This is a genomic window from Tardiphaga sp. P4_G1 (assembly GCF_056401215.1).
Genome location: NZ_JBFUJU010000004.1, coordinates 86671 through 101715, shown reverse-complemented (window position 1 = coordinate 101715; position 15045 = coordinate 86671). Strand labels below are relative to the sequence as shown.

The 15045-nt window shown below is 61.6% G+C and carries 9 protein-coding genes; 7 read left to right on the top strand and 2 right to left on the bottom strand.

The window, feature by feature from the left end:
- Genes zwf through AC1DUY_RS10860 form a run of 4 tightly spaced genes read left to right on the top strand, consistent with a single transcriptional unit; the run spans position 1 to position 3628 of the window.
- Positions 1-1527, top strand: coding sequence for a glucose-6-phosphate dehydrogenase (gene zwf / locus AC1DUY_RS10875; RefSeq protein WP_478114203.1), 1527 nt, complete (start codon positions 1-3; stop codon positions 1525-1527).
- Between the two features lie 4 nt (positions 1528-1531).
- On the top strand, positions 1532-2272 hold the full coding sequence (gene pgl / locus AC1DUY_RS10870; RefSeq protein ID WP_478114201.1) for a 6-phosphogluconolactonase: 741 nt from the start codon (positions 1532-1534) through the stop codon (positions 2270-2272).
- A 55-nt stretch (positions 2273-2327) separates the two neighbouring features.
- Complete coding sequence (locus tag AC1DUY_RS10865) at positions 2328-2807, top strand: gluconokinase (RefSeq protein ID WP_478114637.1); 480 nt, start codon at positions 2328-2330, stop codon at positions 2805-2807.
- An 11-nt stretch (positions 2808-2818) separates the two neighbouring features.
- Positions 2819-3628 (top strand): HAD family hydrolase, encoded by an 810-nt coding sequence (locus AC1DUY_RS10860; RefSeq protein WP_478114199.1) that lies wholly within the window; start codon positions 2819-2821, stop codon positions 3626-3628.
- Between the two features lie 40 nt (positions 3629-3668).
- On the opposite strand, the gene AC1DUY_RS10855 is transcribed toward AC1DUY_RS10860, so the two are convergent.
- Both AC1DUY_RS10855 and malQ read right to left on the bottom strand, forming a co-directional pair.
- Positions 3669-5468, bottom strand: a complete 1800-nt coding sequence (locus tag AC1DUY_RS10855) for a glycoside hydrolase family 15 protein (RefSeq protein WP_478114197.1) — start codon at positions 5466-5468, stop codon at positions 3669-3671.
- Positions 5469-5492: 24 nt separating this feature from the next.
- Positions 5493-7445, bottom strand: a complete 1953-nt coding sequence (malQ, locus tag AC1DUY_RS10850; protein WP_478114195.1) for a 4-alpha-glucanotransferase — start codon at positions 7443-7445, stop codon at positions 5493-5495.
- 198 nt (positions 7446-7643) lie between these two features.
- Between malQ and AC1DUY_RS10845 the strand changes: the two genes are divergently transcribed.
- From AC1DUY_RS10845 to glgB, 3 genes are read left to right on the top strand one after another with little or no spacing between them, the layout of a single operon-like run.
- Entirely contained in the window at positions 7644-9596 is a 1953-nt protein-coding gene (locus AC1DUY_RS10845) for an alpha-1,4-glucan--maltose-1-phosphate maltosyltransferase (RefSeq protein ID WP_478114193.1), read from the top strand.
- Between the two features lie 10 nt (positions 9597-9606).
- Positions 9607-12906: a maltose alpha-D-glucosyltransferase gene (gene treS / locus AC1DUY_RS10840; RefSeq protein WP_478114191.1), complete on the top strand. Its 3300-nt coding sequence runs from the start codon at positions 9607-9609 to the stop codon at positions 12904-12906.
- Entirely contained in the window at positions 12903-15044 is a 2142-nt protein-coding gene (gene glgB, locus AC1DUY_RS10835; protein ID WP_478114189.1) for a 1,4-alpha-glucan branching protein GlgB, read from the top strand. Before treS ends, glgB begins: the two co-directional genes overlap by 4 nt.
- Position 15045 lies beyond the last annotated feature (1 nt).

The window sequence follows — 15045 nt, the reverse complement described above, 5'->3', positions numbered from 1 at the left end:
ATGACCGAGATACAAGCTCCAGGCCCTGCCAAATCCAAGAAGAAGCCAGACCCTTGCGCATTCGTGATCTTCGGCGTCACCGGCGATCTCGCACACCGGCTGGTCATCGCGGCGCTTTATAACCTGCAGGCGGCCGATCTTCTGCCGGAGAAATTCTGCGTCGTCGGCATCGCCCGCAAGGACATGACCGGCGCGGAACTCCGCGACGACCTGATGAAGGGCCTGAAGCAATATGCGACGCGCCCGGTTGACGACGCCATCGCGCAGAAGCTGCTCAATTGCGTCACCTGTATCGAGGCCGATCCGGGCGAGCCGGAATCCTTCGATCGCATGCGCGACCAGCTCGACAAACTCGAGGAAGCACGCGGCACCGGCGGCAATCGCCTGTTCTATCTGGCAACGCCGCCGTCGGCCTTCGCGCCGATCGCGCGCCAGCTCGGCCGCACCGGAATGCTGAAGGAAAATGGCTCGTGGCGCCGCCTTGTGGTGGAGAAGCCGTTCGGCACCGACCTCGAATCCGCGAAGAAGCTGAACAATGAACTGCTCGGCCTGATGAACGAGCAGCAGATCTACCGGATCGATCACTATCTCGGCAAGGAGACGGTGCAGAACATCCTGGTGCTGCGCTTTGCCAATGGCATGTTCGAGCCGATCTGGAATCGCAACCATATCGATCACGTGCAGATCACCGTGGACGAGAAACTCGGCGTCGGCCATCGCGGCTCGTTCTACGATGCGACCGGCGCGCTGCGCGACATGGTGCCGAACCATCTGTTTCAATTGCTATCGCTAGTCGCGATGGAGCCGCCCGCGCGTTTCGAGGCCAATGCGGTGCGCTCCGAGAAAGCTGAAGTGCTCGCCGCCGTCACCACGCAGACCGAAGCCGAAGCACTGCAGAATTCGGTTCGCGCGCAATATGTCGCCGGCCAGGTGGGCGATACCGACATTGGTGATTATCTGAAGACCAAGGACGTCAAGGAAGGCAGTACCACCGAGACCTATGCAGCGATGAAGCTGTCGATCGACAACTGGCGCTGGGCCGGCGTTCCCTTTTATCTGCGCACCGGCAAGGCGCTCGGCATCAAGCGCACCGAAGTGGCGATCAAATTCAAGCAGGCGCCATTCGCGATGTTCCGCGATATGTCGGTGGAAAGCCTCGCAGAGAATTTCCTCGTTATCGCGGTGGAGCCGAATGAAGGCATCTCGCTGAAATTCAACACCAAGGTGCCCGGCCCTGCCGTGGAGATCGACGGCGTCGAGATGAAGTTCCGCTATAAGGACTACTTCCAGGCCGCGCCGGCGACGGGCTATGAGACGCTGATCTATGACTGCATGATCGGCGACAACATCCTGTTCCAGCGCGCCGACAGCGTGGAAGCCGGCTGGCGTGCCGTGCAGCCGTTCCTCGATGCATGGAAGAAGGCCGGCAAGAATGGGCTGAAGACCTACAACGCCGGCAGCGAAGGTCCCGAAGAAGCCAACGACCTGCTCAAGCGCGACGGTCGTAGCTGGCGCGTGCTGAGCTGACACGATGACAGCGCCCAATCGCCATATCGTCGTGGTCGAGGATGCGGTGGCTCTCGCCGAGGCCGCAGCCGACCGGCTGATCGAGCGCATCGAGGCCAATCCCGGTCGCATCGCCATCTGCATGACTGGCGGATCGAGCCCGAAGCGGCTCTATGAACTGCTCGCCACCGAACCCTATCGCAGCGAAATCCCCTGGGATCGCGTACACTGGTTCATCGGCGATGATCGTTTCGTGGCGTCAGGCGATCCGCTCAACAACATGAGTATGGCGCGCACTGCGTTTCTGGATGCATGCGCGCCGCTTGCGAATGTGCACCCAATCAAGACCGATGCGGCGAATCCGGACGACGCGGCGGCGCTCTATGCGCGCGAACTGCAGTCGTTCTACGGTGCAGACACTTTCGACAAGGCAAAGCCGCTGTTCGATCTGGTGTTGCTCGGCGTCGGCCCCGATGGCCACGTGGCATCGTTGTTCCCCGGCTATCCAGCCATCGAGATCAAGGACCGCTGGGTTGTCGGCGTGCCCGAAGCCCATGCGAAGCCGTTCGTGCCGCGCGTCAGCCTGACGCTGCCGGCACTCGCCTCATGCCGCGAGATGCTGTTCCTGATGAGCGGCGAGGACAAGCGCGCGATCCTGACGCGGGTGCTGAAGGGCGAGGATCTGCCAGCCAATCGCGCGCGGTCGGACGGCGAAACCGTTTGGCTGTGCGACAAGGCCGCCCTGCCGGACGACGCGCGTGGCTGACACCGCGCCCAAGACTCTGGCACCCAAGATCCTGGCACCCAAGGCTCTGGTGGTGATGGGCGTCTCCAGCTCAGGCAAGAGCACGATCGCGAAGACGCTTGCTGAACGCCTCGGCTGGCGCTTCGCCGATGGCGACGATTTTCACCCGAAGGCAAATATCGAGAAGCAGCGCGCGGGCCAGCCACTCACCGACGACGATCGCTGGCCCTGGCTGCAGAGCATTGCCGACGAGATCGACCGCGTCACCGCGTCCGGCGAGAAAATCGTGGTTGCCTGTTCTGCGCTCAAGCGCGCCTATCGCGATCTGCTGTTGCACCGCCGCGACGATATTCGCATCGTCTATCTCGACGGCTCCAGGGAGCTGATCGCCAAGCGCATGGCGGCGCGGAAGAATCATTTCATGCCGCCGACACTGCTCGACAGCCAGTTCAAGACGCTGGAAGTCCCCGGCCCCAATGAGCGCCCGATCACAGTATCCATCGATGACGATGTCGACGGCATCGTCTCCGCCATCATCCGCCAACTGCCGACCTGAAGGATCAGACCATGACCAAGATCGCTCTCGTGGTGTCCGATGTCGACGGCACACTCGTCACCCACGACAAACGCCTCACCGACACCGCCAAGGCGGCCGTGAAGAAACTGGAAGACGCCGGCATCGGCTTCACGATCACATCGAGCCGCCCGCCCGTCGGCATGCGCTTTCTGGTGAAGCCACTGGGGATCACGCTGCCAATCGGCCCGTTCAACGGCAGCTCCATGGTGGACGGCGACCTCAATCCCATCGTGCAGCACCTGATCCCGGAAGCCGCCACCAAGCGCGCCATTGAAGTGCTGGAAGACCATGGCGTCGATATCTGGATTTTCACCAATGATGAATGGGTGATCAAGCGCGACGACGGCAAATATGTGCCGCACGAGCGCGACACCATCCAGCATGAAGCCGTGATGGTCGACGACTTCTCGCCCTACCTCGCCAAGGCCTGCAAGATCGTCGGTGCGAGCCAGGATTTTCCATTGCTGGAACGCTGCGAGGGCGCGATGCAGAAGGCGCTGGGCGATACGGCTGTCGCGGTGCGCTCGCAGAACTACTATCTCGACATCACGCCGCCCAATCAGAACAAGGGCACCTTCGTACAAGCGATGGCGCAGCGGCTGGGTATCTCCCTCGAAGCCATCGCCACCATTGGCGACATGCGCAACGACCTGCCGATGTTCAAGGTGTCAGGTATGTCGGTGGCGATGGGCAACGCGAGTGACGATGTGAAATCGCAGGCGACGGATGTGACATCGTCGAATGAAGAGGAAGGCTTTGCGGGCGCGGTGGAGATGATTTTGAAGAGGAATGCCACGTGACGTAGCCCCCTCCCCGCAAGGGGGAGGGTTAAGAGAAGAGCTACTTCGCCCGCTCCACCTTCTTCTCCTGCGGACGCTTGGCGCTCGCCAGATTATGCGCCACGGCGATCAACGCAATATGGGTCAGCGCCTGCGGGAAGTTGCCGGTCTGGCGTTTGACGCCGCTGTCATATTCCTCCGCCAGCAGGCCGACATCATTGGCGATCGCGACGACGCGATTGAAGAGTTCTTCCGCCTTGGCGATCTCACCCATCTTGATATAGGCCTCGGCCAGCCACAGGCTGCAGGCGAGGAACGCACCCTCGGCGGGCTGCACCTCGCCAGTGACCTCGCGCGGATCGTGGCGCAGCACGAAGCCGTCGCGTATCAGATATTTCTCGACCGCTGCGATCGTGCCCTTCACGCGAGGATCGTCGGCCGGAAGAAAACCCAGAGCCGGCAGCAGCAGAATGGCGCCGTCGAGCACGTCCGAGCCATAGGATTCCACGAAGGTGTTTTCGCGAGGATCGAACCCTTTCTCGCAAACGTCGCGATGAATCTCCTTGCGCAGCGCCTTCCACGTGTCGACAGGGCCTTTGAGATTGAAGCTCTCGGCGCTCTTGATGGCGCGGTCGAACGCAACCCAGCAGCCGACTTTCGACAGCACATAGTGCTTGCCGGGGCCGCGGCGCTCCCAGATGCCGTGATCGGGCTTGTTCCAGACAGAAGCGAGATGTTCGAGGATCTCGCATTCCACCGCCCAGGTGCCATCCTCGAGATCGAGTTTGGCAACGCGGGTCTGGTGGAAGGCATCAATCAACTCGCCATAGACGTCGAGCTGCAGCTGCGCATGCGCAGCATTGCCCACGCGCACCGGCAGCGCGCCGCCATAGCCGGGCAGCCAGTCGGCCTCCCATTCGAGCAGGCGGCGCTGGCCCATGATGCCATACATGATCTGCATCTCGGCCGGTGCGCCGGCGACGGCGCGCAGCAGCCAGCGATACCAGGCGCGCGCCTCATCCGTGTAGCCGCTGTTCATCAGCACCAGCAGCGTGAATGTCGCATCGCGCAGCCAGCAGAAGCGATAGTCCCAATTTCTGGAGCCGCCGAGCTTTTCGGGCAGCGACGTGGTCGGCGCCGCGACAATGCCGCCGGACGGCGCATAGATCAGCGCCTTCAGCGTGATCAGCGAGCGCATCACGAGATCGCGGTGCTCGCCTTTATAGGTGCAGCGGCTGCTCCATTCCTTCCAGAATTCCTCCGTGTCCTTCAGCGCCTCGTCGACATTGATCGGCGCAGGTACTTTCAGATGCGACGGTCCGTAGGTCAGCACGAACGGGATATTGTCACCCTGCTTGACTTCGAATTTCGCGACGGTCGTGAGGTTCTCGCCATGGGTCTCAACGGGCGTGTGCAGCACGGTCATGTCGGGCCCGCAAATCGCCAGCACTCCGCCGTCCTTGTCGCGCTTCACCCAGGGGATGGCCGCACCGAATCCGAAGCGGATGATCAGCTCCATCCGGACCGTCACCGTGCCGCGATCGCCGCGGACGATGCGCACCACATCAGAGGCGGCGCCGCGCGGCGGCATGAAGTCGATCAGCGTGATGGCGCCGTCGTCCGTCTCCAGCGTGGTTTCCAGAATGAGGGAGTCGCCGCGATAGCGCCGTTTGCATGCCGTGATCGGAGCGTCGGGCGTGATTTGCCAGCGGCCGTGATCCTTGGTGCCGAGCAGCGCGGTAAAGCAAGCGTCGGAATCGAAGGCCGGCCAGCACAGCCAGTCGATCGATCCGTTGCGGTTGACGAGAGCGGCGGTCTCACAATCGCCGATCAGCGCGTAATCTTCGATATTGCTGTACAAAGTCTTTCCGCCACCTGACAAAATTTAGGTCAATGCGGACAAACTCCTGTCCGCGGTTGCAATGTGCAGCGCGTCACGATCGATCGACGTGGCCATCGTCTCCACCGTGGCCGGCAGCCGCTGCCGCCAGTTCGGATGCTCGTTGATGGTGCCGGGAATATTCGGCTGATCGATCACACCCAACAGGTCTTCCAACGCGACGGCCAGCAAACGGGTCCGCGTGCGCGCGAGAAAGTGAGCGACAGCGTAGAAGTCTTCGGTATTGATGCCCTGGGCTCGCAGCGCCTCGCTGAGCATCTGCAGCGCGTAGCGGCGGGCATCGTCGCTCTCGCCGGGATCGATGCCCAGCGAGCGCTTCAGCTGCAGATCGTGCAGGCTGCGCCAGCCGGCATAGGTCGGCAGATCATGGGTATTGAAGGTCACCAGCGCATTCGGTGCGTAATAGTCGATACCGCGGAAGGCATAGCGTTCATCGCGCTCGAACATCATCACCAAATACGACCAGATGCCCCAGGATGCGAGATGATCGCGGAAGCCGTCCGGCACGGTACCGAGGTCCTCACCGATCACCACACAGCGATTGGCGACGCTTTCCTGCGCCGTCACGGCCAGCAGCGCTTCCAGCGGCATCTTCACATAGGCGCCGTTGTCGGCGTCATAGCCATGCGGCACGACGTAGAGGCGATTGAGGCCGAGCACATGATCGAGCCTGACGGCGCCGGCATAGCGCATCGACGCGCGCAACATGTCCTTGAACGGCGCGAAGCCCTGCACTTCCAGCCCTGCGGCATTGAAGCCGGCGAGACCCCAGTTCTGCCCGGCGGGCTGCAGCGCATCGGGCGGCGCACCGACGGAGAGATGACGCGAGATCGCAATCTGTTCGTTCCAGGCATCGAAGCCGCCGGACTGCACGCCGACCGCGACATCGAGATAAAGGCCGACGGGCATGCCGAGCTTCGTCGTCAGATCGAAACAGGCCTTGAGCTGCAGGTCGGCATTCCACTGCACGTATTCGATATAAGCGACTTCCTTGCCGTCCGGCCCGGCGCGGAAGGCCTCGCAGGTCGCGTCATCGGGCAGCAGCCATTCCGACGGCCAGTCCCACCACGCGGTCTGCTGCTGATGGCGCAGCACCTCGAAACAGGCGAAGCGCGTCAGCAGCGGCGCGCGCTCGGCGCGGAATGCGGCGAAGGCCTTCTGACGTTCTGAACCTGGGTCCGCGTCAAACGCCTCGAAGGCCGCACGCATCGCCTTCGCCTTGGCGGCCGCGATATCCGCATAGTCGACGAATTGGCTCGCGCGCATAGTGGCCAGCATATCGCCGCTGTCATTGGCCGCGTATTCGGGCAGCGCCTCGACGTCGATATAAAGCGGATTGAGAAACAGCCGGCTGTTCGGCGAATACGGGCTGCATTCGGCCGGCCGGTCGTCGAACAGCGCATGCAGCGGATTGAGCCCGACACCGCCGGCGCCGCTCGAGGCGGCCAGTCTGATCAGGTCCTGCAGGTCGGTGAAATCGCCGATGCCCCAGTTGCGCTCGGAGCGCACGCCGTAGAGCTGCACGGCGAGAATCCAGGAGCGTCCAAAGGTGCCGGGAAACGCCTTGGACGGCGCGACGATGAACGGCGCCTCATCGGGGAATTTCTTGGCGTCGACCAGCCTGAGCCTGTGCACGCCGACCGGCAGATCCCGCGGCCAGGTGATCTCGCGGCCCTCCGTCGTTCCCTCGGCGATAACCTTAACCCCGTCGAGGATTTTCCAGGTCAGGGGAAACGTGGCAGCCTCATTGAGGACCGTGCGGGCCCCCTCTCCGGCCCGGACCACGACCGGACTCTCGACAAAACGATGCGGCGTGCGCACCGGCATGGCGTCCAGAATGAGCTTCAGGGCGGCTTCGCCCGTGGTGTGCCACTGGCCCTGACCGTCGTGAAAACCGGTCTGGATTCCGAGTTCGGCAGCTTTGGTGAAAAGGTCCATTCGGCACGCTGTTTGCAGAGCAACAATCGAAAGTTGCTGGGAAATTTCTGAATTTGCGGAAGAGGATAGCCGATTTCAACGCGTCGATCTAAGCTGAGTTCCATGGGGAACCAAACCCCTGTCACGGGGCTTTGTATATGATCGCACCGTCTCTTTTTGAAAAATCGAACAGGGACGACACCTCATGATGGCATCACCGTGAACAGAACATCGCAAATCGTGGACACCGCCGGTATCGGCGGGGCTTTCCATATCGAAAACATCTATCCGATCATCGATGCTGGCCGCTTCCCGGTCAAACGCATCGTGGGCGAACCTGTCGCGGTCTATGCCGACCTGTACCGCGATGGTCACGAGATCATCGCCGCGGCTATCGTCTGGCACCGCGAGCAGGACCGCGAGTGGAATCGGGTCCCGATGACGCTGGAAGTGAACGACCGCTGGGGCGGTTCGTTCATCCCCGATGGCATCGGACGCTATGTGTATGCCATCGAGGCCTGGACCGACGAATTCGCCACCTGGCGCCACGGCTTCGAGCTGAAGCTGAAGGCCGGACAGGACGTCACGCTGGATGCACTGGAAGGCGCCGGCCTGATGACCAAGGCGCAGAACGGTGGCCCCGAGGCATCGGCGCTCATCGTCAAGCAATGCGAGAATTTCCTGCAGACTGGCGACAATGAGCCACTGCTGTCACCTGAACTGCGCACCGCCATGGCCGAAGCGCAGTTACGGCCTGACCTGACGCGCTCGCCGCTGCTGCCGCTGATGATCGACCGTGAGCGTGCCCGCAACGGCGCGTGGTACGAGATGGTGCCGCGCAGCCAGAGCACGGTGCCCGGCCAGCATGGCACGTTCCGCGACTGTATTGCCCGCCTACCCGACGTGCAGGCGATGGGCTTCGACGTGCTGTATTTCACGCCGATCCACCCCATCGGCAAGACCAACCGCAAGGGCAAGAACAACTCGCTGACCTCCGAGCCCGGCGATGTCGGCAGCCCCTATGCCATTGGCGGCGCCGAGGGCGGCCATGATGCATTGCATCCGCAGCTCGGCACCATGGAGGACTTCCATGCGCTGATCGCTGCGTGCAAGGAGCACGGTCTGGAAGTGGCGATCGACGTGGCCGTGCAGTGCTCGCCGGATCATCCGTGGGTCAAGGACCATCCGGACTGGTTCAAGCGCCGGCCGGACGGTTCGATGAAATATGCGGAGAACCCGCCGAAAAAATACGAGGACATCCATAATCCCGACTTTGATTGCGAGGACGCGGGATCGCTGTGGAATGCGCTCCGCGACATGCTGCTGTTCTGGTGCGATCAGGGCGTGAAGATCTTTCGCATCGACAATCCGCACACCAAGCCGCTGCGGTTCTGGGAATGGGCGATCCACGAGGTGCAGTTGAAGCATCCGGACGCGCTGTTTCTGGCGGAAGCCTTCACGCGCCCGAAGCTGATGAAGGGCCTCGCCAAGCTCGGCTTCTCGCAGAGCTATACCTATTTCACTTGGCGCACCGCGAAGTGGGAGATCGAGCAGTATCTCAACGAACTGTGCGGCTATCCCGAGCGTGAATTCTATCGCCCGAACTTCTTCGTCAACACGCCGGACATCCTGCCCTATCACCTGCAATCCGGCGAAGCCTGGATGTTCAAGGCGCGGGTGGCGCTGGCTGCCGCGCTGTCGTCGACTTATGGCATCTATAACGGTTTCGAACTGCTCGAACACGAGGCCATCCCCGGCAAGGAGGAATATCTGAACTCGGAGAAATACGAGATCAGGACCCGCGACTGGAATGCGCCGGGGAATATCAAGCCCTACATCACCGCCCTCAACCACGCGCGCCGTGCCAACACGGCGTTGCAGCAGACATCGAACCTGCGCTTCATGCCGGTCGACAACGAGAACATCATCGGCTTCGTCAAGGAGTCGGTAGATGGCACCAATACGGTCGCCGGCGCCATCGCGCTGTCGCGCGATCCTTATGAATTCTGGCTGCCGATCGACACGCAAGTCACAGTCGATGGCGAGAAGCGCAATGTCGCCGCCGTCGAGAACATCATTACCGGCGAGCGCCATGGCGTCGAATGGGGCGGCATCCGCCTGCGTCTCGATCCCCAGCGCGATCCCGCCATCTTCTTCCGTTGCCTCGCCTGAAAGCGTTGACATGAACGTAATGACCGATATCGACGTTAAAGCGAAACAGCGCGCCGAGGAGATCGACAAGCTCTGGTACAAGGACGCCATCATCTATCAGCTGCATGTGAAGACCTTCGCTGACAGCAACCATGACGGAATCGGCGACTTTATCGGCCTGACCGAGAAGCTGGATTACCTGCAGGATCTCGGCGTCACCACCATCTGGCTGATGCCGTTCTATCCGTCGCCAGGCCGCGACGACGGTTACGACATCGCCGACTATGGTTCGATCCATCCCGACTTCGGCACGATGAAGGACTTCAAGCGCTTCATCCACGAAGCCAAGCGCCGTGGCCTGCGCGTGATTACCGAACTCGTCATCAATCACACGTCGGACCAGCATGACTGGTTCAAGCGCGCCCGCCGCAGCCCGGCCGGCTCCAGTGCGCGCAACTGGTATGTCTGGAGCGACACCGACCAGAAATATCAGAGCACCCGGATCATCTTCACCGACACCGAGAAGTCGAACTGGACGTGGGATCCGGAGGCCAAGGCCTATTACTGGCACCGGTTCTTCTCGCATCAGCCGGATTTGAATTTCGACAATCCGCGCGTCGTCTCTGCCGTGGTGCAGGTGATGAAACGCTGGCTGGATGCCGGCGTCGATGGCTTCCGTCTGGACGCGATCCCCTATCTTGTCGAGCGCGACGGCACCAATAACGAGAACCTGCCGGAGACGCACAAGGTCATCAAACATCTGCGCGCCGAGCTCGACGCCTATGCGCCAGGCAAGCTGCTGCTCGCCGAGGCCAATCAATGGCCGGAGGACGTGCAGGAATATTTCGGCAACAGCGACGAATGCCACATGGCATATCACTTCCCGCTGATGCCACGCATCTATATGGCGCTGGCGCAGGAAGACCGTTTCCCGATCACCGATATCATGCGGCAGACGCCGGACATTCCCGGCGACTGTCAGTGGGCGATGTTCCTGCGCAATCACGACGAGCTGACGCTGGAAATGGTCACGGACGTCGAGCGCGACTATCTGTGGTCGACCTATGCGAACGATCCCCGCGCGCGCATCAATGTCGGCATTCGCCGTCGCCTAGCGCCTTTGATGGACAACGATCGCCGCAAGATCGAGCTGCTGGACTCGTTGTTGCTGTCGTTCCCCGGCACGCCGATCATCTATTACGGCGACGAGATCGGCATGGGCGACAATATCTATCTCGGCGACCGCAACGGCGTGCGCACACCGATGCAGTGGGCACCGGACCGCAATGGCGGCTTCTCGCGCGCCGATCCTGCGCGGCTCTATGCACCGCCGATCATGGATCCAATCTACGGTTATGAGTCGGTGAACGTGGAGGCGCAGTCGCGCAGCCTGTCGTCACTGCTGTCGGCGACCAAACGGCTCATTGCTGTCAGAAAATCGACGCTCGCTTTCGGTCGCGGCACCATGACCTTCATCCGCCCCGACAACCGCTCCGTTCTCGCTTATGTGCGCCAGCTCGGCGACGAAGCGATCCTCTGCGTCGCCAACCTGTCGCGCGCCGCGCAGGCCACCGAACTCGATCTATCGCCGTGGAAGGAACGCGTGCCGCTGGAAATGCTCGGCCGCACCAAATTCCCGCCGATCGGCGATCTGCCTTACATGATCACGCTGGCGCCTTACGGCTTCTACTGGTTCCAGCTGCAGTTGCGCGATGTCTCCGAGCATTCGCAGCCGCCGGTGGTACCGGAATTCGAAACGCTGGTGGTGCCGCTCGGCTCGACCTGGATGACGCTCGCCCGTACGCGCGGTGTGTTCGAGCGCGACGTGCTGCCCTCCTTCCTGGCGCGCAGCCGCTGGTATCCGGAGCGACAGCCAAAGGCGATCCAGCCCGTGCTCACCGGTGCGATCCCGTTCTGCGAGATCGGCGACAATCGTCCATGGCTGGTGTTCTTCGAAACCACGCAGCGCAATGTGGCGACGCGCTATCTGCTGCCCATGCAGATCGAGTGGACCCGCTTCGACCGTGAACGCTACAATCCGAAAGCCTTTGCCGCTGTCCGCCAGGGCGCGCGAGAAGGTACCCTGCTCGATGTCGCCACCGACCACATCTTCATTGCGCTGCTGCTGCACAATTTGCGCATTTCACTGACCGTCGAAGAAGAGGGCAACCGTCTGGAATTCCGGCCGACGACCAAGCTCGCCGAAAAGCCGGCTGCGCCGCTGGAGAACATCCGTGCGGTCGAAACCGAACAGTCCAACAGCACTGCATTGGTCGACAACGATTACGTCGTGAAGATCTATCGCAAGCTGCAGGCCGGCATCAATCCGGAGATCGAGGTCAGCCGTTTCCTGACGGATATCGCCGGTTTCACCAATACGCCGGCTTTGCTTGGCAGTGTCGAACTGGTGGAGGGCGATCAACGCACCGCCGTCGCCATCGTGCATGCCTTCGTGCAGAATCAGGGCGATGCCTGGACGGTGACATCGGCCTATCTCGACCGTTTCGCCGATGAGCAGCGTCTGCTGGCGGTGGATGACCACGCCCCGCACAGTGAAGAACAGGTACCGTATCTGCTCTATATGTCGCAGACCGGCCGCCGTGTCGCCGAGATGCAGATGGCGCTGGCCAGCCGCGACGACATCCCGGATTTCAAACCGGAGCCGACGTCGCCTGACGACATCAAGTTGTGGATCAGCGAAATCGTCTCACGCGCCGAGCCGGTATTTAGTGCGCTCGCCCAGCGTCGCAATGCTGCAAAGGATTCGGATCGCGCACTGATCGATCAGGTGCTGGAACTGCGCCACGGCTTGCGGGGGTGGCTGACCGAGCTGCTGCCGGAGAATATCGATGGACTGAAGATCCGCCATCACGGTGATTTCCATCTCGGCCAGATGCTGATCGTCAAGGATGATATCTTCATCATCGACTTCGAGGGTGAACCGCGCAGATCGATCGATGAGCGCCGCCGCAAGGCACCCGCTGCACGTGACATCGCCGGGCTCATTCGCTCGATCGATTATTCGGCAACGGCAGCGCTGGAACGCGCGCTCAAGGTCACTTCGGACGACACCGGCAAGCTGGCTGCCGCACTGGACGCTTGGCGGGAACGTGCCACCACGGCTTTCGTTGACGCCTATCGCGAGACCATGACCGATGCGCGGCTGTGGCCGGCAGACGCGGGAGCCACCAAAGAAATGCTGAACTTCTTCCTTCTGGAAAAGGCGCTTTATGAAATCGAATACGAACTCGCTCATCGGCCAGATTGGCTCCGGGTCCCACTGACTGGCATTCTGCGCATTCTGAACCAGTATTCTGAGGAAGCCGTATGACCAATTTGCCCGCCGAGGCTTACGCAATCGTCGAAGGCCGCCACTCCGATCCATTTCACTATCTCGGCCCCCACAAGGAAGCCGACAAGACGGTCGTGCGCGCTTTCCTGCCGGAAGCCGTGAAGGTCGATGCCATTGATGATCACGGTGCGACGACGGCATTGGAACGCGTCCATGACGCCGGCCTGTTTGTCGGCGCACTGGCCAATGGCTCGACCAAGTATCAACTGCGGGCGCGCTATGGCGACAGATCCGTCGATCTCGACGACCCTTATCGCTTTCCGCCGATCCTCACCGAATTCGATCTCTATCTGCTCGGCGAAGGTACCCATCAGCGGCTCTATGACAAGCTCGGCGCCCATCCGATGGTGCTTGAAGGCGTCAGCGGCGTCGGATTTGTGGTGCTCGCGCCCAATGCGAAGCGTGTCAGCGTTGTCGGTGATTTCAATTTCTGGGATGCGCGGCGTCATCCCATGCGCGTGCGCGGTGCGGGCTACTGGGAGCTGTTCGTTCCCGGAGCCACGCCCGGCGATCACTACAAGTTCGACATCATTGGCCCGCATGGCCAGTTGACGCAAAAATCCGACCCGATGGCCTTCGCCGCCGAACTGCGGCCCTCCACGGCGTCCATCGTGCTCGACGAAACCAGGATCCCGCATCCGCGCCCTGCCCCGGATCACATCAATGCGCTGAACAAGCCGATGTCGATCTACGAGGTGCATCTGGGCTCCTGGCGTCGCAAGGGCGACAATGAGTGGCTGACCTATCGCGACCTCGCGGAGACGCTGCCGCGCTATGCCCGCGATCTTGGTTTTACCCATGTGGAATTCCTGCCGGTCAACGAGCATCCGTTTGACGGCTCCTGGGGCTATCAGCCGACCGGCATGTATGCGCCGACCAGCCGCTTCGGTACGCCGGCAGAATTCGCACTGCTGATCGACGCCTGTCATGCCGAGGGGCTCGGCGTGCTGCTCGACTGGGTGCCCGGGCACTTCCCGGATGATCCGCATGGCCTCGGCAATTTCGACGGCACGGCCCTTTATGAACATGCCAACCCGCTGCAGGGCCGGCACATGGACTGGGGCACGCTGATCTACAATTACGGCCGCACCGAAGTCGTAAACTTCCTCGTATCCAACGCGCTGTTCTGGCTTGAGCGTTACAATGTGGATGGGCTGCGCGTCGATGCCGTCGCCTCGATGCTGTATCTCGATTACAGCCGCGAAGCCGGCGCCTGGATACCGAACAAATATGGTGGCCGCGAGAATATCGAGGCCGTCAGCTTCCTGCGCCGCTTCAACACCGAGGTCTTCGCCAAATTTCCGAATGCGACCACGGCGGCGGAGGAATCCACTGCTTGGCCGCAGGTCTCACGCCCCGTCGAATTCGGCGGGCTCGGATTCGGCTACAAGTGGAACATGGGCTGGATGCATGACACGCTGAATTACATCAGCAAGGATCCGATCTATCGCAAGTACCAGCACAACGACATTCTGTTCGGGCTGCAATACGCCTTCTCGGAAAATTTCGTGCTGCCGCTATCGCATGACGAAGTCGTGCACGGCAAGCGGTCCATCCTGGGCCGCATGCCGGGCGACGACTGGCAGCGTTTTGCGAATCTGCGCGCGTATTATTCCTTCATGTTCGGCCATCCCGGCAAGAAGCTGATGTTCATGGGCTGCGAATTCGCCCAGGAGCGCGAATGGAATCACGACACGTCGCTGGACTGGCACCTGCTGGAGCAGGACAAGCATGCCGGCATCCATTCGCTGATCCGCGATCTCAACGAGCTGTATCGCAACCAGCCGGCACTGCATGAACTCGATTGCGATCCCGCCGGCTTCGAATGGATGATCACTGATGATGCCGGCAACAACGTCTTCGCTTGGCTGCGCAAGGGCGGCAATCCGCGCGCGCAATGCCTCGTGGTCGTGAACTTCTCGCCCAACGTCTATCACGATTACCGCGTCCGCGTGCCGTTCACCGGCGCCTGGCGCGAGGTGTTGAATTCCGACGCCGCGCATTATGGCGGCAGCAATGTCGGCAATTCGGGCGAAGTCATTGCCAAGGGGCTTGTCCCCGAACTCAGTCTGACCCTTCCACCGCTGGCCGCACTCTTTCTCGTACCGGAATTCTAGA

Excerpts from the sequence above, each read along its gene's own strand:
- zwf (WP_478114203.1), top strand. The coding sequence starts at position 1 with ATGACCGAGATACAAGCTCCAGGCCCTGCCAAATCCAAGAAGAAGCCA.
- pgl (WP_478114201.1), top strand. The coding sequence starts at position 1,532 with ATGACAGCGCCCAATCGCCATATCGTCGTGGTCGAGGATGCGGTGGCT.
- AC1DUY_RS10865 (WP_478114637.1), top strand. The coding sequence starts at position 2,328 with ATGGGCGTCTCCAGCTCAGGCAAGAGCACGATCGCGAAGACGCTTGCT.
- AC1DUY_RS10860 (WP_478114199.1), top strand. The coding sequence starts at position 2,819 with ATGACCAAGATCGCTCTCGTGGTGTCCGATGTCGACGGCACACTCGTC.
- malQ (WP_478114195.1), bottom strand. The coding sequence starts at position 7,445 with ATGGACCTTTTCACCAAAGCTGCCGAACTCGGAATCCAGACCGGTTTT.
- treS (WP_478114191.1), top strand. The coding sequence starts at position 9,607 with ATGAACGTAATGACCGATATCGACGTTAAAGCGAAACAGCGCGCCGAG.
- glgB (WP_478114189.1), top strand. The coding sequence starts at position 12,903 with ATGACCAATTTGCCCGCCGAGGCTTACGCAATCGTCGAAGGCCGCCAC.